Here is a 16230-nt window from a genome sequence, read left to right as displayed (position 1 = left end):
ACTGCACGGCACCTACGACACGATGTCCTTACGGGAGAAGGTCCGGAAGGCCAGCGCGAACAGCACCACGGCGTACGTGAAGGAGACGGCCGCGCCCTTCGCCATGCCGCCCCACTCCAACTGCGGCTGGACCGCGTCCGCCCAGGCGAACTGCCAGTGCGCCGGCAGGAACTCCCGCCAGGAACCGAGCGCGGTCACCGCGTCCAGCACATTGCCGACGATCGTCAGCCCGACCGCGCCGCCGACCGCGCCCAGCGGGGCGTCGGTCTTGGTCGACAGCCAGAAGGCGAGCCCCGCCGTGACCAGTTGGGAGACGAAGATGAACGCGATGATCACGACCAGCCTCGGCAGCGTCTCCGCCGTGGAGAGGGAACCACCGGTCGGCAGCTGGAGCGGGCCCCAGCCGTACGCCGCCGTACCCGCCGCCAGCGCCACCAGCGGCAGCAGCAGCATCGCCGCGGCGCTCATCCCGAGCGCGACGGTCAGCTTGCTCCACAGCAGACGCGACCGTGGCACGGGCGCCGCGAGCAGATAGCGCAGCGACGACCAGCTCGCCTCGGACGCCACGGTGTCCCCATGGAACAGCGCGACGGGCACGACCAGCAGAAAGCCCGCCGAGACAAAGAGACAGGTCGCCGCGAAGTTGGCACCGGACGCGGTCGCGGTGTCCATCAGGGTCACCCGGCCGTCCCGCCCGCCGTCCGGAGTCCCCCCGACCGCGAAGGCCACGATCAGCACGAAGGGAAGGAGCCCCAGGATGAGACCCATGGCCAGCGTGCGCCGGCGCTTGAGCTGCCGCAGCGCCTCGACCCGCAGGGGCAGCGTGCGCCCGGCCCGGTAGCCGGGGGCCGTTTCGGTCAGCGCGCTCATGCGGAGCCTCCGGAGATCAGGGTGAGGAACGCGTCCTCCAGGCGGCGGTGCGGCCCGACGCCCGTCAGGGGGACGTCCAGCCGGACCAGCTCGGTGATCAGCGTGGTGGTGGACGCGCCGTCGAGCTGTACGAGCAGCCCGTCGTCCGTACGGACGGCCGAGCCGACGCCCGCCAGCGCGGCGACCTTGTCGACGACCGGTTCCGGGACCGGCTCGGCGGTGGTGACGAGCAGGGTGTCCCCCGCACCGGTGATCTCGGCGACCGCTCCGGCCTGCACGAGCTGCCCCCGGTGCATGACCACGAGATGCGTGCAGGACTGTTCGACCTCGGAGAGGAGATGGCTGGAGACGATGACGGTCCTGCCGCCGGCCGCGTACCGGATCATCACGTCGCGCATCTCGCGGATCTGGGGCGGGTCGAGCCCGTTGGTCGGTTCGTCCAGGATCAGCAGATCCGGCATACCGAGCATCGCCTGGGCGATGGCGAGGCGCTGCCGCATGCCCTGCGAGTAGGTGCGTACGGCGCGGGCGAGCGCGTCGCCGAGCCCGGCGATCTCCAGGGCCTCCTCCATGTGGGAGTCCTCGGTGGGGCGGCCGGTGGCCCGCCAGTACAGCTCCAGGTTCTCGCGGCCCGACAGATGCGGCAGGAAGCCCGCGCCCTCGACGAACGCGCCGACCCGGGAAAGCACCGGGGCGCCCGGCCGGATCGCGTGCCCGAAGACCCGGATCTCCCCGGCGTCCGGGGAGATCAGCCCCATCAGCATGCGCAGTGTGGTGGTCTTACCCGCGCCGTTCGGCCCGAGCAGACCGAGGACCTGGCCCTTCTCGACCGCGAAGGAGAGATCGCGGACCGCGTACCGCTCACTGGAGTTGGCGTACCGCTTGGACAGATCGGTGATCTGGAGCGGCACCTCGGCGAGCGCGGGGTCCGGCTCCGGCGCCGAGGTGCGGCGGCGTGCGGTGAGCAGCAGCGCGCCCGCGATCAGTACGCCGATGACCGGGAGCCCCCAGGTCCACCACGGCAGTGCGGTGGACCCGGCGGTGAGCCCGGGAACGGTGGGCACGGTCAGCGGGCCGTCCACGGCGACCTTGTACGTGGCCGGGGCGACCGGTGAGGCGTAGCCGAGGTCGGTGGCGGCGACCACGACCCGCAGCCGGTGCCCGGGGACGATCTGATGGTCGACCGCGGGCAGTCTCAGCTCCACGGTCCGGCCCTTGGCGACATCCTCGACCCGTACGGGCGCGACGAGTTGCGAGGGCAGCACCTGGCTGGCGCCGTCGGGGCCCACGTCGTACACCTTGGCGAAGAGGACCGCCTCGCCGTTGGAGGAGGTGACGGTCGCCTTGACGGTCGGCTGCCCGGTGATCCGCAGCGAGCGGTCGAGCGGCGCCGAGTCGAAGCGGGCGTGCTGGCCGGGGAAGTCGAGGGCGATTCCGACGCCGAACGAGGAGAGCTGGGAGAGCCCGGCGCCCAGTCCCGGCACGGCGGAGATGGCGGGCGGGCTGCCGCCGGCCGGGTTGGTGAAGGTCTGCGCGTCGCCGGTCAGCGGAACGGAGGTGGTGTCGTTGGCCAGGCCCGGGTAGCGGTCGCCGGTCGCACCGCGCAGGCTGACCTGACCGTTGGCGGAGTCCACTCCACCGGTCCGGCTGACGCGGAAGGCGGGCCCGGTGTCCGCGCCCTTGTCGTCCTTGAGATAGCGGTCGAACCAGGCGGAGACGCGGCCCTGGACCCGCTCGGCCTCCGGGTTGCCGCCGTCATGGCCGCCGGCCATCCAGTCGACGTCGACGGGCGCGCCGTTCGCGCTGATCCGCTGCGCCATGGCGTCGGCGTGGTCGAGCGGGAAGAGGGAGTCGGTCTGGCCCTGCACGATCAGCGCGGGTACGTCGATCCGGTCCCCGACGGCGGAGGGGCTGCGCTCCTCCAGCAGCTTGCGGGCGTCGGCGTCCGGTTTCCCGGCCACGGCGACCCGCTCGTACATCTCGCACAGCTCCTTCTCGAAGCTGGAGCAGCCGCCGCCGTTGGAGATGAAGATCCCGGCCCAGAGCTTCTTGAGGACGCCGTCGGGGAAGAGGGCGTCGGCCAGGTTCCAGTAGGTGATCTGCGGGGCGATCGCGTCGACGCGCTGGTCGTACCCGGCGGCGAGCAGCGAGATGGCCCCGCCGTACGAGGCACCGGTCACACCGACGCGGGGGTCGCCCTTCGCGTCGAGTTCGACCTCGGGGCGTCCGGCGAGCCAGTCGATCATCCGGGAGACGTCCTTGACCTCGTGGTCAGGGTCGTTGAGCCCGATGTCACCGGTGGACTTCCCGAAGCCGCGGGCCGACCAGGTCAGCACCGCGTAGCCGTCGCGTGCCAGCTTCTCGGCCTGGGCGCGTACGTCGTTCTTGCTGCCGCCGAAGCCGTGCCCGATGAGCACGGCGGGTTTGCGGCCGCTGCCCGCGGTGAAGTACGAGGTGTCGATCCGGGCGCCCGGCATGTCCAGCACCTGATCCTCACGGTGCACGGCCGGGTTCTCGTCCGAGGCGACGGCGGTCCAGGTGCCGGCTCCGACGAGCACGGCCGCGGCGGCCAGTCCCGCGAGCCAGCGGGCCCGTGGCCGGAACCGGCGGGGGGTTCGGGTCTCCATCCTTGAACCCTAATCGGCGCCCGGAGCCGTCCGGGCTGCCGCCGGTCGGAACCGGAGACCTCCTCGGGTCGTACGCGGGACCGCCGCCGTACAGCGGACGCGGTACCGCACACCGCCGCGAACGGGGGCGGAACGGAACGGGAGGGCGCCGCCGGCTCCCCGTCGGCTCAGGCGAAGGCTCAGGCGTCGGCTCAGGCGTCGGCTCACGCGTCGGGGAGCTGGTCCAGGGTGGTCGGCTGGGACGACGCCGAGGCGAAGAGCAGGGCCACGGCGAGGGCGCCCGGGTCGGGGATGCCGCGGGAGTGGTCGCCCGTGTAGCTGGCGCGGCCGCGCCGGGCGCGCAGGGCGCTGGTGGCGCGGGCGCCGTGGTGGGCGGCCACCGCCGCGCTGTGGAGCGCCCGTACCGGATCGCCGCCCGTGGGGTCCGCCAGCAGCGCCCGGGTGAGCGCCTCGGCCGCGGGGACCAGGGCGTCGACCATCGTCTTGTCCCCCACCTCGGCCTCTCCGACGCGCTGGACGGCCGCGGCTCCCGCCGCCGTACCCGCCGCGAGTTCGGCGGTGCCGGGGGCCCCGTCGGCGGCGGCGACCGCGGCGGCCAGTTCCTGGAAGAGCAGGCCGAAGAGCGGGCCGCTCGTGCCGCCGACGTGGTCGAGGAAGACCCGTGCGGCGGTGGCGAGCGGCGCCGCCGGGGTGCGTGGGCCGCTCGTCGGCGCGGCGAGCGCGTCCCGTACGCCGTCCATGCCGGAGACGAGGTTGGCGCCGAAGTCGCCGTCCCCGGCCCGCTGGTCCAGTTCCGTCAGCTCGCCCTCGACGGCTCTCGCGGCAGCGCCGAAGCGGTGGAGCCAGCCGGTGGTGTCCTCGTAGGTGAGGCCCTTGGGGGTGGGGGCGGAGGGGACGGGCGCGGGGGTCAGGTTCTGGGATGACATCGCGGAAAGGGCTCCTGCTTCTGGTCGGCGGGGGAAGGAGGAAGGGAGGGGTCAGCGCGGCCAGGACGCGGTTCTGGCCGGGGCGTCCCAGAGCCGTAGCGTCTCGTCGTCGGTCGCGAGCAGGGAGAGCGAGAAGCCCCGCATGTCGAGCGCGCTGACGAAGGTGCCGGTCAGCGAGCGGTCCAGGGTGACGCCGCGGTTCTTCAGCGCCCCGCCGAGCGCGTGTCTGATGCCGTACAGCTCCAGGGAGGTGACCCCGCCGAGCCCGTTGACCAGGGCCAGTACGCGGCGGCGGCCGGGTGTTCCGTGGGGCAGCGCGGCGAGCAGCCGGTCGGTCATGAGCGCGACGAGTTCGGTGAGCGGTGGGTGCGGGGCGGTCCCGCCGGCCCGTTCGCCGTGGATACCGACGCCGAATTCGAGGACGTCCCGGGGCAGTTCGAAGGCGGGCGCGCCGGAGGCGGGCGCGGTGTGCGCGGCGGTGGCGACGGCGAGGCTGCGCGTACGGCCGGACAGGTCGGTGCCCAGGGCCGCCAGTTCGTCGAGTCCGCGGCTCTCGTCGGCGGCGGCGCCGAGGATCTTCTCGACGATGAGGGTGGCGCCGGTGCCGCGCCGTCCGACGGCGATGTCCGCGGAGTCGGTCGCGAGGTCGTCGTCCACGAGAACGCGGGCGCAGCGGATGTTCTCGTGGGCGAGGCGTTCGGCGGCGATCCCGAAGTTGATCCGGTCGCCGGTGTAGTTCTTGACGATGTGCAGGACACCGTCGCTGCCCGCGACCGCACGGCTGGCCTCGAAGATCTGCCGGTTGTGCGGGGAGGCGAAGATCTGTCCCGGGCATACGGCGTCCAGCAGGCCGGCGCCGAGGAACCCGGCGTGCAGCGGTTCGTGGCCGGAGCCGCCGCCGGAGACCAGGCCGACGCGGCGGCCCGCGGCGGCCGGGGTGGCCGTCGTGGGGGTCGGGGTGGCGGTGCGGCGGGTGCGGAAGTAGCCGTGCTCGGGGTGGTGCTCGACCAGGTCGGCGTGGGCGGCGGCGAACCCCTTGAGCGCGTCGGGGACGAGCGACTCCGGGGAGTCGGCGAAGTATCGGGGCATATGAGGTCCTGAGCTCTCTGGATTAGCCTGTATATCACCTTTCCTATCGTTATCATCCTTTTTGGGCCGTCATCGAACACCACAGGGGGACAGCGGGCACAGGGTTGCGGACCCACCGGGCCACAGCGGCATGCGTCCTGACAGCCGCTCAGGTGAGCCTGATCTCCGGGTGGTAGAGGTCCAGCCACAGCGCCAGGTCCAGCGTCCGTTCCAGCCCGCGCCGACTCGCCGTCGTAACCTGCGGCGTCTCCCGCTCGGCGGTACGCCGTACACGTTCCCTGTCCACCAGGTCGAAGACTCGGTGCGACGGCTCGGCCAGCAGATCCCTGACCTGGTCCTGGAGGGCCACGGCGTACTTCGGATCCTGGGTGCTGGGATACGGGCTCTTCTCGCGCTCGTACACCGACTTCGGCAGTACATCGGCGGTCGCCTCCCGCAGCAGGCTCTTCTCCCGCCCGTCGAAGGACTTCAGCGACCAGGGTGTGTTGTACACGTACTCGACGAGCCGGTGGTCGCAGAAGGGCACCCTGACCTCCAGGCCGACCGCCATGCTCGCGCGGTCCTTGCGGTCCAGCAGGATCTGTACGAAGCGCGTCAGATGCAGATGGCAGATCTTCCGCATCCGGTACTCGAAGTCGCTCTCACCGGGCGCGCGTTCGATGCCGGCCACGGCCGTGGCATAACTGTCCCGGGTGAACGACTCCAGACCGAGGGCCGCGTTGACCTCGGGGCGCAGCACGCCGGTGTCCTCCCCGAAGTGTTCGCCGAAGCGCACCAGCCACGGGAACATGTCGGCCTTCCTGGCCGCCTCGTCGAAGAACTGGGGGTAGCCGCCGAAGACCTCGTCGGCGGACTCGCCGGAGAGCGCGACCGTCGAGCGCTCCCGGATCGCCTGGAAGAGGAGGTAGAGGGAGGAGTCCATGTCGCCGAAGCCCATGGGCAGGTCCCTGGCCCTGATCATGCGGGCCCGGACCGCCGGGTCGGCGAGGGCGAGCGAGTCGAGGACGATGTCCTGGTGCTCCGTGCGCGCCTCGCGTACGACGTCGTGGACGAACGGCGTGTCGGGCGTGGTGCGGAACGCGTCGGCCACGAAGTGCTCCGTACGGCCGGTGAAGTCGACGGAGAAGCTGCGTACGGTCTCCCCGGTCTCCCCGAGCTGACGCGCGGCGATCCCCGTCATGGCGGAGGAGTCGAGTCCGCCGGACAGGAGGGTGCAGCGCGGTACGTCGGCGACGAGCTGGCGGCGCACGATGTCGTCGAGGAGCGTCCGTACGCGGGCCACCGCCGTGCCGCGGTCGTCGGTGTGCGGGCGGGTCTCCAGGGACCAGTAGACGTGGCGTCGCAGCCCGCTCGCCGCCACGGTCACCAGGGTGCCGGGCGCGACCTCGTACATCCCGTCCCAGACGGCGTGACCGGGTGTCTTGACGAAGGCGAAGAGTTCGCGCAGCCCGTCGAGGCGGACACGGGCGCGGGCGAGCGGGTGGGCGAGGATCGCCTTGGGCTCGGAGCCGAAGAGCACGCCGTGGGGGGTGGGGGCGTAGTAGAAGGGCTTGATGCCCATACGGTCGCGGATCATCACCAGCTTGCGCCGGCGGCCGTCCCAGATCGCGAAGGCGTACATGCCGTTGAGGCGTCCGGCCAGCTCCTCGCCCCACTCCAGATAGCCGTGGAGCACGACCTCGGTGTCGGAGTCGGTGGTGAACCGGTGGCCGCGGCCGGTCAGTTCCGCGCGCAGCTCGGTGTAGTTGTACGTCTCGCCGGAGTAGACGAGCGCGATGGTGCCCTGCGGTGTCGTCAGCGTCATCGGCTGGCGCCCGCCGGGCAGGTCGATGACGGCGAGCCGGCGGTGGCCGAGGGCGGCGGGGCCCTCGGCCCAGGTGCCGCGGTCGTCGGGGCCCCGGCAGGACATCGTCTCCGTCATCGCGTCCAGGGTGTCGGCCGCGCCGGCCGCGCCGACCGGATCGCGGTCGAAGGAGACCCAGCCGGTGATGCCACACATGGGTGTGTCCTCCTGCTCCGCGCACCGTGAAAAACGACCGCGGCCCGTACGGCGAGGAACGCCGTACGGGCCGCAGTCATCCAACGAAGCCGCGCGCCGAGGAGTTACGGCCGACCGCCACTGACAAGTGAAGGCGGATCAGTGGTTACGGGGGAAGCCCAGGTCCACGCCGGTCGGGGCGTCGGCAGGGTCGGGCCAGCGTGTCGTGACGACCTTGCCGCGCGTGTAGAAGTGCACGCCGTCGTTGCCGTAGATGTGGTGGTCGCCGAAGAGCGAGTCCTTCCAGCCCCCGAAGGAGTGGTATCCGACGGGCACCGGGATCGGCACGTTCACCCCGACCATGCCGGCCTCGATCTCCAACTGGAAGCGGCGGGCGGCGCCGCCGTCGCGGGTGAAGATGGCCGTGCCGTTGCCGAACGGCGAGCTGTTGATCAGGGCGACACCCTCCTCGTACGTCTCCGCGCGGAGCACGACGAGAACCGGGCCGAAGATCTCGTCGCGGTAGGCGTCCGAGTCGGTGGAGACCTTGTCCAGCAGGGACAGGCCGATCCAGTGCCCGTCCTCGTACCCCTCCACCGTGTATCCCGTGCCGTCCAGGACGACTTCGGCGCCCTGGGCCGCGGCTCCCGTCACATAGCCCGCGACCTTGTCGCGGTGCGCCCTGGTGATGAGGGGACCCATCTCGGAGGCCGGGTCGGTGCCGGGGCCGATGGTGATCTTCTCGGCGCGCTCGCGGATCCTGGCGACCAGGTCGTCCCCGATCGCACCGACCGCGACGACCGCCGAGATCGCCATGCAGCGCTCACCGGCCGAGCCGTACGCCGCCGAGACGGCCGCGTCCGCGGCGGCGTCCAGATCGGCGTCGGGCAGGACCAGCATGTGGTTCTTGGCGCCGCCGAGCGCCTGGACGCGCTTGCCGTTGGCGGAGGCCGTGGCGTGGATGTAGCGGGCGATCGGGGTGGAGCCGACGAAGGAGACCGCCGCGACGTCCGGGTGCGCGAGCAGGGCGTCGACGGCCACCTTGTCGCCGTGCACGACGTTGAGCACGCCGTCGGGCAGCCCCGCCTCGGCCGCCAGCTCCGCCAGGAGGACGGCGGCCGACGGGTCCTTCTCGCTGGGCTTGAGGACGAAGGTGTTGCCGCAGGCGATCGCGAGCGGGAACATCCACATCGGCACCATCGCCGGGAAGTTGAAGGGTGTGATGCCCGCGACGACCCCGAGCGGCTGGCGGATGGCGGCGACATCGACCCGGCTGGAGACCTGGGTGGAGAGTTCGCCCTTGAGCTGGGTGGTGATCCCGCAGGCCAGCTCGACGATCTCCAGTCCGCGCGCCACCTCGCCGAGCGCGTCCGAGTGCACCTTGCCGTGCTCTGCGGTGATCAGCGCGGCGATGTCGTCGCGGCGGGCGTCGAGGAGGGCGCGGTAGCGGAAGAGGATCGCCGTGCGCTGGGCGAGGGAGGAGGTTCCCCAGGTGGCGTACGCGGCCTTGGCGGCGGCGACCGCGGCGGCGACCTCCTCGGCGGAGGCGAGCGCGACCTGGGTGGTGGCGGCGCCGGTCGCCGGGTCCGTGACCGGACCCCAGTCGCCGGACATGCCCTCGACGCTCTTGCCACCGATCCAATGGCTGACGGTCTTCATGTGTTCCGCTCCTTCACAGATGGCGGCGGCGGGTCGCTGCGTGGCGGTCGTACTCCTCGCGGGCCTCGACCGCGGCGATGCGGGTCGCGGTCTCGGCCACCGGAACATCCCACCACGCCTGGGCCGGTGGGACTCCCGACACTGTGTCTGCCGTTCCGGTCTCCACGTAGACACATGTGGGGACGTCGGCGGCGCGCGCCTCGGCCAGGGCTTCGCGCAGGTCACCGAGGGTCCCGGCACGGATCAGCCGCATGCCGAGGGAGGCCGCGTTGGCCGCGAGGTCCACGGGGAGCGGGGCGCCGGTGTACGTGGCGTCGGCGGCCCGGAAACGGTACGCGGTGCCGAAGCGCTCCCCGCCGACCGTCTCGGAGAGGCCGCCGATGGAGGCGTAGCCGTGGTTCTGGAGGATCACGACCTTGATGGGCAGCCCTTCCTGGACCGCCGTGACCATCTCGGTGGGGCTCATCAGATAGGTGCCGTCGCCGACCAGCGCCCAGACCGGCCGGCCGGGCGCCGCGAGCTGGACGCCGATGGCCGCAGGGATCTCGTATCCCATGCAGGAGTAGCCGTACTCGACGTGGTACTGGTCGTGCGAACGCGCCCGCCACAGCTTGTGGAGATCGCCGGGGAGCGATCCCGCCGCGTTGATGACGATGTCCTCGCCGGTGACGAGGGCGTCGAGGGCCCCGAGGACCTGGGCCTGGGTGGGGCGTCCGCCGTCCTCGCCTGTGGTGAACGCGGCCTCGACACGCCGCTCCCAGCGCTTCTTGGCCCCGCTGTACTCGGCGGCGTACGCCGGTTCGACCCGGTGTCCTGCCAGTTCGGCGGTGAGCTGCCGCACGGCGGTACGGGCGTCCGCGACCAGCGGGTGCGCGGCGAGCTTGTGGGCGTCGAAGCCGGTGATGTTGAGGTTGAGGAAGCGGACGTCGGGGTTCTGGAAGAGGGTGGCGGAGGCGGTGGAGAAGTCGGTCCAGCGGGTGCCGACACCGATCACCAGGTCGGCCGCCGCCGCCAGTTCGTCGGCGGTGGCGGTGCCCGTGTGGCCGATCCCGCCGATGTCGCAGGGGTGGTCGTGGCGGAGCGACCCCTTGCCCGCCTGGGTGGAGGCGACGGGGATGCCGGTCGCATCGGCGAACTCGGCCAGCGTCTCCTCGGCCGCGCTGTGGTGGACCCCGCCGCCCGCGACGAGCAGGGGACGGCGCGCTTCCCGGACGAGCCGTACGGCGTCGGCGAGTTCGTCCGGGTCGGGCGGCCGGCGGCGGACCCGCCAGACCCGCTCGGCGAAGAACTCCTCCGGCCAGTCGTACGCCTCCACCTGGACGTCCTGGGGCAGCGCGAGGGTGACGGCGCCGGTCTCGGCCGGGTCGCTGAGCACCCGCATCGCGGCGAGCGCGGCCGGAACGAGCGCTTCGGGGCGGGTGATCCGGTCGAAGTGGACGGAGACGGGACGCAGGGCGTCGTTGACGGAGACATCCCCGGCGGAGGGGGCTTCGAGCTGCTGGAGGACGGGGTCGGCGGGGCGGGTGGCGAAGGTGTCGCCGGGCAGCAGCAGGACGGGGAGACGGTTGATGGTGGCGAGTGCCGCGCCGGTGACGAGGTTGGTGGCGCCGGGGCCGATGGAGGTGGTCACGGCCTGGGCGGAGAGGCGGTTGCTCTGGCGCGCGTACCCCACGGCCGCGTGGACCATGGACTGTTCGTTCCGTCCCTGCAAGTACCTCATGTCCTCGGAGGACTCGACAAGGGCTTGGCCGATACCCGCCACGTTGCCGTGCCCGAAGATGCCCCATGTGGCGCCGATCAGACGCTGCCTCCGGCCGTCCCGCTCGGTGTACTGCCGGGCCAGGAAACCGACCAGCGCCTGGGCGACGGTGCGCCTGCGGGTACGGGTTGCGGTGCTCGGGCGCCCACGTGCGCGACCGCTCGTACGGCCGGTCGTACGGCTGCTCATCGGGCGTCCTCCTGGGCTCCGCGCAGCGGCAGTCGGGCATCGGTCACAGTGAAGTCATACAGGGCACGGTCGGGCGGGGCGACCCGAACCTCCGGCACGGGGCCGTGACGAGCGGGGAACTTCGCTCGCGCCCCGCTCCTGCCAAAGCGAGGCGGGCTTCCGCACCGGAGGCGGTCACAGCAAGGTCTAACGGTCCTCCGGGACCATGTCAATGTTTTGTCTTTACATTCGGACCAAGGGCTTGACACTCTTTCCGTACGGGCTGAAAGCTGACCGGTATGACCTCCTCCGTACCCACGTTGAGTCGCATCCGAGTCGGGTCCGCCCCCGACTCCTGGGGGGTGTGGTTTCCCGACGATCCGCAGCAGGTGCCCTGGCGGCGTTTCCTCGACGAGGTGGCCGAAGCCGGCTACGAATGGATCGAGCTGGGCCCGTACGGATACCTCCCGTCCGATCCCGACCGGCTGAGCGAGGAGACCGCGCGACGCGGGCTGAAGGTCTCGGCCGGGACCGTCTTCACCGGGCTGCACCACGGCCCGGCGGTCTGGGAGAAGACCTGGGCGCATGTCGCCGACATCGCCGCGCTCACCCGGGCGATGGGCGCGGACCATCTCGTGGTCATCCCGTCGTTCTGGCGGGACGACAAGACCGGCGAAGTGCTGGAGGACCGGACTCTCACACCGCAGCAGTGGCGCGATCTGACCACCCAGACCGAACGGCTCGGCCGCGAGGTCCAGGACCGCTACGGCCTGAAGATCGTCGTCCACCCGCACGCCGACACGCATATCGACAGCGAGGAGAACGTGAGCCGTTTCCTCGACGCGACCGACCCCGGTCTGGTCTCGCTCTGTCTGGACACCGGGCACTACGCGTACTGCGGCGGCGACAGCGTCAAGCTGATCGAGACGTACGGCGAGCGGATCGGCTACCTCCATCTCAAGCAGGTGGATCCGGAGATCCTCGCGGATGTCGTCGCGAACGAGGTGCCGTTCGGACCGGCCGTCGGGCGCGGCGTGATGTGCGAGCCACCGGCCGGGGTGCCCGCGCTGGAGCCGGTCCTGGCGGCGGCCCAGCGGCTGGACGTCGAACTCTTCGCCATCGTCGAGCAGGACATGTACCCGTGCCCGCCCGACAAGCCGCTGCCGATCGCCACCCGCACCCGCCGGTTCCTCAGGAGCTGCGGCGCCTGACCCGGCGACATGCCGGACCGGCCGCAGACCGGTACGGCGGCCGGCCCGGCCCGGGTCGGCCCGGGGTCGGTGCCCCGCCCCGGTACGGCAGCCGCGCCGGAGCGAGCCGGGGCGCCGGGGACCCGGGGCGCCGGGACGAGCCGGGGCGCCAGGGCGAGCCGGGGTGCCAGGGCGAGCCGGGGTGCCGCTGCCGACCAGGCCCGGTACGCCGCTCGCGGCCTCCCGCGGGGCCGGGAGCGGCGGCTCCGCGCCCTTCCCCTCCCCTCAGACGCCCGCGGTGTCCCGGTCGCGGACGGGCGGTTCCGCCGGTCCTTCGGCGGGCGGCCGCGACTCCCCCTCGCTCAGCCCGAACCGCTCATGGAAGCGGCGCAGCGGTCCCGGCGCCCACCAGGTGGCCTTGCCCGTCAGCTTCATCACCGCGGGCACCAGCAGGCTGCGCACCACCATCGCGTCCATCAGGACGGCCAGCGCGAGACCGAGGCCCAGCATCTTGGTGTTGGCGACCCGTGAGGTGCCTATCGCCACCATGACCACCGCGAGGATCACAGCGGCGGCGGTGATCAGCCCTCCGGTGCGGCGCAGCCCGAACGCCACCGCGTGCTCATGGTCTCCGCTGTGGTCGTACTCCTCCTTGATCCGGGAGAGCAGGAAGACTCCGTAGTCCATGGAAAGCCCGAAGGCGACGCAGAACATCAGGACGGGCAGGCTCGTCTCGATGTCGCCGGTGGCGGTGAAGCCGAGCAGTCCTGACAGATGGCCGTCCTGGAAGACCCAGATCGTCGCCCCGAACATCGCCGTGAGGCTGAGGGCGTTGAGGACGACCGCCTGAATCGGTATCAGCACACTGCCGGTGAGCATGAAGACCAGGAGCAGGGTCACCAGCACGATGATGGCCAGGGCCCAGGGCAGCCGGTCGGCTATGGCGGCCTTCGAGTCGACCAGGACGCCGGCGATGCCGGTGACCGAGGTGTCGAAAGGGGCCGGCTCGGCACGGATGTCCTTCACGAGCCGCTGGGCGTTCTCCCCCACCGCTTGCCCCTTGGGCGTCACCGCGAAGTACGCGTGTTCGCCGGAGGAGGAGGGGACCGGTCCGTCGACCCGTGTCACGCCGGGCAGGGCCGCTATCCGGTCGCGGTAGTCGGCGTACTCGGCGGGGGTGGCGGCGCCTTCCGCCAGCACTTCCAGACCGCCGCCGGGGCTGCCGGGGAAGCCGGCCTGGATGTCCTCCTGGACCACCCGGGAGTCGGCGCCCGGCGGCAGCTGACGGTGGTCGGCGGTGCCGAACTTGACTCCCAGGAAGGGCAGTCCGAGCAGGATCAGCCCGGTGGCCGTGGCGACGGCGAAGAACGGGGCCCGCCGCATCACCACCGCGGCCGTCCGCGCCCAGCCGGCCCCTGGCTCCTCGCCCTTCTTCTCCGGCTCCGTCGCGGCGCGCCCGCGGCGCAGCGCCTTCCGCAGATCGAGGGCGTTGACCCGGTGCCCCAGCAGCATCAGTGCCGCGGGCAGCAGGACGAGGGCGGCGGCAGCGGCCAGGAGGACGACCGCGATGCCCGCGTAGGCGAAGGAGCGCAGGAAATGCTGGGGGAAGACCATCATGGCGGCCAGGGCCACGGCCACGGTCAGCGCCGAGAACAGCACCGTACGGCCGGCGGTCCGCAGCGTGGTGCCCACGGCGTCCCGTACCTCCGCGCCGTCCGCCAGCTCCTCGCGGAATCTGCGGACGATGAACAGGGCGTAGTCGATGGCCAGTCCGAGCCCGAGGGCCGTGGTGAGGTTCTGGGCGAAGACCGAGACCTCGGTGAGTTCGGTGAGCCCGCGCAGTACCGCGTTCGTCCCGAGGATGGCGACAACGCCCAGGCCCAGGGGCAGCAGGGCGGCGACCGCGCTGCCGAAGACCATGACCAGCAGGACGAGCGTCACCGGCAGGGCGATCAGCTCGGCCCGCAGCAGGTCCTCCTGGATGGTGCTCTGCATCTCGCTCCGCACGGCGACGGGCCCGCCGATGGAGACCTTCAGCGCCCCCTGCTCACCGCGGTACTCCGGCGCGATCCGGTCCAGGACCTTGAAGGCGTTGGTCTCGTCGCCCTCGATCCTCGCCGCGATCAGCGCTTCGCGGCTGTCCTCGGAGCGCAGCGCGGGGGATCCGGTCCGCCAGTAGGAGCCGACGCCGACGATTCCCTTCTCGGCCGCGAAGCGGTCGGTGAGCCGCTTGGCCGCCGCGGCCACGGCGGGGTCGTCGACGCTCCGGCTTCCGCTGTCGACCAGGAGCAGCAGGTTGGGCTGGGAGGCGGGGAATTCCCGCTCCAGGGCCTTGGTGGCGTAGGTGGACTCCGCGGTCGGGTCCTCCCAGCCCCCGTTGCTCAGCCGGTCGGCGACTCCGCTGCCGGCGACCACGGCCAGGGCCGTTATCACCAGCGCGACCAGCAGCGAGAGCCGTGGTCGTGCGGTGACCAACCTGGTCCAGCCTCCCGGACGCGGGCCAGTGTTGACTTCGGACATGGTGCGGTGTCCCCTTCACCGTGACCCGTGGCGCGGGTCAGCCGTTGCCATAGAATTGGCAAACACGAGTCATCGCTCGCATTGACCAAGAATGCGAGTCACCACTCGTGTTTGTCAAACGATTCCAGGAAGGCTGTGGATTGCCATGCCGGAGCCGACCCCGGGCCCAACTCCCGGACCGGACAGACCACGCCGCCGACAGGCCCGCGGCGAGCGCCGCGTCGCCCAGCTCCTGGAGGCGGCGGCCCGCGTCTTCTGCGCCACCGGCTACACCGCCGCGAGCACCAACTCCATCGCCCGGGAGGCCGGGGTGTCACCCGGCACGCTCTACCAGTTCTTCCCGAACAAGGAGGCGATCGCCGTCGAGCTGGGCGACCAGCTCCTGGCGCGCTGGCGCGAAACTTACGGTCAGGCCCTGATGCCGGACCACCTCGACCTGCCGCTCGACCGACTGATGGACGCCGTCGTCGACCCGCTGATCCAGTTCAACCGCGAGAACCCGGCCTTCGCGGTGCTGATGCACGGCTCCGACATCCCGGGCCAGGTCACCCGGGAGCACGACGCCCTGCACTCCTCGATGCTCGCCCGCGTCGAGGACATCCTCGGCGACTACCTCCCCGGCACACCTAGGGTCGAGACCGCCCGGATCGCACACATGCTCTTCACCGTGTTCAAGGCGGGCCTGACCCTGATCCTGGCCGCCGAGCCCGACGAGCGGGACGCGTACACGACCGAGCTGAAGAGGGTCCTCTTCCGCTATGTACAGCCGCTCGCCGAGGAGAGCGGCCTCCCCTGCCGTGCGGACGCGCCGACGTCGGCCGGCTGAGCGGGCCCAGCACGGCCAAGGGTTCGCTTTCATACCCCCTAGGGGTACAGTTCAGGAACGGGTCAGGGAGCCGTGCTGCCCACGCACCCCGGCCCGCCATGGACCGCCGCACCCGAGCCCTCGAAGAGGAGAACGTCATGACCGCAGAGACGAAGAGCCAGGTCACCACCGTCTACCAGGTCACCGGCATGACCTGCGGACACTGCGAGGGGGCCGTGACCGACGAGATCTCCGGGATCGAGGGCGTCATCTCGGTCCAGGCCACGGCCGCCACGGGACAGGTCACCGTGGTGTCCGGAGCGCCGCTGGGCGAGGCCGCCGTACGCGCCGCCGTCGACGAGGCGGGGTACGAACTGACCGGTCAGGTCTGATCCGGCCACACACCGAACCCGACCTGGGCGTACCCTCCATTTATGTGGTCGCGAACTCTCTGCACCCAAGGTCCTTCACAGGAACCACAGGACCTTCACAAAGAGATCTAGATCACATAGATTATGGGGTAACCATCGGGCCTGCTCGCGAGTCTAAGAGGACGATGCCAGAAGAACGTCTTGGGGGACGTTCGATGGGATCGCATGGGATGTCTTGGGGGACGTCTCGTGCAAGCGATTGGCCGGG

11 protein-coding genes are annotated in these 16230 nt (G+C 71.5%); 3 read left to right on the top strand and 8 right to left on the bottom strand.

The window, feature by feature from the left end; translation table 11 throughout:
* Positions 1 to 12: 12 nt before the first annotated feature.
* From ACIQ7D_RS09840 to iolD, 7 genes are all read right to left on the bottom strand, one after another.
* On the bottom strand, positions 13 to 870 hold the full coding sequence (locus tag ACIQ7D_RS09840; RefSeq protein ID WP_403935637.1) for an ABC transporter permease: 858 nt from the start codon (positions 868 to 870) through the stop codon (positions 13 to 15).
* On the bottom strand, positions 867 to 3497 hold the full coding sequence (locus ACIQ7D_RS09835; protein ID WP_403935635.1) for an alpha/beta fold hydrolase: 2631 nt from the start codon (positions 3495 to 3497) through the stop codon (positions 867 to 869). The genes ACIQ7D_RS09840 and ACIQ7D_RS09835 overlap by 4 nt, the downstream gene beginning before the upstream one ends.
* 203 nt (positions 3498 to 3700) lie before the next feature.
* Positions 3701 to 4423, bottom strand: coding sequence for a dihydroxyacetone kinase subunit DhaL (gene dhaL / locus ACIQ7D_RS09830; protein ID WP_403935633.1), 723 nt, complete (start codon positions 4421 to 4423; stop codon positions 3701 to 3703).
* 51 nt (positions 4424 to 4474) lie between these two features.
* Positions 4475 to 5512, bottom strand: a complete 1038-nt coding sequence (locus tag ACIQ7D_RS09825) for a dihydroxyacetone kinase subunit DhaK (RefSeq protein ID WP_403935631.1) — start codon at positions 5510 to 5512, stop codon at positions 4475 to 4477.
* 148 nt (positions 5513 to 5660) lie between these two features.
* Complete coding sequence (gene asnB, locus ACIQ7D_RS09820) at positions 5661 to 7511, bottom strand: asparagine synthase (glutamine-hydrolyzing) (protein WP_403935629.1); 1851 nt, start codon at positions 7509 to 7511, stop codon at positions 5661 to 5663.
* 138 nt (positions 7512 to 7649) lie between these two features.
* Positions 7650 to 9149, bottom strand: coding sequence for a CoA-acylating methylmalonate-semialdehyde dehydrogenase (mmsA, locus tag ACIQ7D_RS09815; protein ID WP_403935627.1), 1500 nt, complete (start codon positions 9147 to 9149; stop codon positions 7650 to 7652).
* A gap of 13 nt (positions 9150 to 9162) precedes the next feature.
* Entirely contained in the window at positions 9163 to 11097 is a 1935-nt protein-coding gene (gene iolD / locus ACIQ7D_RS09810; RefSeq protein ID WP_403935625.1) for a 3D-(3,5/4)-trihydroxycyclohexane-1,2-dione acylhydrolase (decyclizing), read from the bottom strand.
* A gap of 278 nt (positions 11098 to 11375) precedes the next feature.
* Between iolD and ACIQ7D_RS09805 the strand changes: the two genes are divergently transcribed.
* Entirely contained in the window at positions 11376 to 12287 is a 912-nt protein-coding gene (locus tag ACIQ7D_RS09805) for a sugar phosphate isomerase/epimerase family protein (RefSeq protein ID WP_403935623.1), read from the top strand.
* Positions 12288 to 12551: 264 nt separating this feature from the next.
* On the opposite strand, the gene ACIQ7D_RS09800 is transcribed toward ACIQ7D_RS09805, so the two are convergent.
* Entirely contained in the window at positions 12552 to 14786 is a 2235-nt protein-coding gene (locus tag ACIQ7D_RS09800) for an MMPL family transporter (protein WP_403935621.1), read from the bottom strand.
* Positions 14787 to 14931: 145 nt separating this feature from the next.
* Here ACIQ7D_RS09800 and ACIQ7D_RS09795 point away from each other — a divergent pair, with 145 nt between their 5' ends.
* Both ACIQ7D_RS09795 and ACIQ7D_RS09790 read left to right on the top strand, forming a co-directional pair.
* Positions 14932 to 15612 carry a TetR family transcriptional regulator gene (locus ACIQ7D_RS09795; protein ID WP_403935619.1) on the top strand — a complete coding sequence of 227 codons (681 nt, stop codon included), beginning with the start codon at positions 14932 to 14934 and terminating at the stop codon, positions 15610 to 15612.
* A 137-nt stretch (positions 15613 to 15749) separates the two neighbouring features.
* Complete coding sequence (locus ACIQ7D_RS09790; protein WP_403935617.1) at positions 15750 to 15983, top strand: heavy-metal-associated domain-containing protein; 234 nt, start codon at positions 15750 to 15752, stop codon at positions 15981 to 15983.
* The last annotated feature ends 247 nt before the right edge of the window (positions 15984 to 16230 follow it).

Source organism: Streptomyces sp. NPDC096310, assembly GCF_044763125.1.
Lineage (GTDB): Bacteria > Actinomycetota > Actinomycetes > Streptomycetales > Streptomycetaceae > Streptomyces.
Note: the sequence above shows the minus strand (reverse complement) of the source record. Positions and strands in the feature narration are given on the sequence as shown.

Coding starts and splice junctions, on each gene's coding strand:
- ACIQ7D_RS09800 (WP_403935621.1), bottom strand. CDS start 14,786: ATGTCCGAAGTCAACACTGGCCCGCGTCCGGGAGGCTGGACCAGGTTG.
- asnB (WP_403935629.1), bottom strand. CDS start 7,511: ATGTGTGGCATCACCGGCTGGGTCTCCTTCGACCGCGATCCGGTCGGC.
- ACIQ7D_RS09840 (WP_403935637.1), bottom strand. CDS start 870: ATGAGCGCGCTGACCGAAACGGCCCCCGGCTACCGGGCCGGGCGCACG.
- ACIQ7D_RS09795 (WP_403935619.1), top strand. CDS start 14,932: ATGCCGGAGCCGACCCCGGGCCCAACTCCCGGACCGGACAGACCACGC.
- ACIQ7D_RS09805 (WP_403935623.1), top strand. CDS start 11,376: ATGACCTCCTCCGTACCCACGTTGAGTCGCATCCGAGTCGGGTCCGCC.
- ACIQ7D_RS09790 (WP_403935617.1), top strand. CDS start 15,750: ATGACCGCAGAGACGAAGAGCCAGGTCACCACCGTCTACCAGGTCACC.
- ACIQ7D_RS09825 (WP_403935631.1), bottom strand. CDS start 5,512: ATGCCCCGATACTTCGCCGACTCCCCGGAGTCGCTCGTCCCCGACGCG.
- ACIQ7D_RS09835 (WP_403935635.1), bottom strand. CDS start 3,497: ATGGAGACCCGAACCCCCCGCCGGTTCCGGCCACGGGCCCGCTGGCTC.
- iolD (WP_403935625.1), bottom strand. CDS start 11,097: ATGAGCAGCCGTACGACCGGCCGTACGAGCGGTCGCGCACGTGGGCGC.
- dhaL (WP_403935633.1), bottom strand. CDS start 4,423: ATGTCATCCCAGAACCTGACCCCCGCGCCCGTCCCCTCCGCCCCCACC.
- mmsA (WP_403935627.1), bottom strand. CDS start 9,149: ATGAAGACCGTCAGCCATTGGATCGGTGGCAAGAGCGTCGAGGGCATG.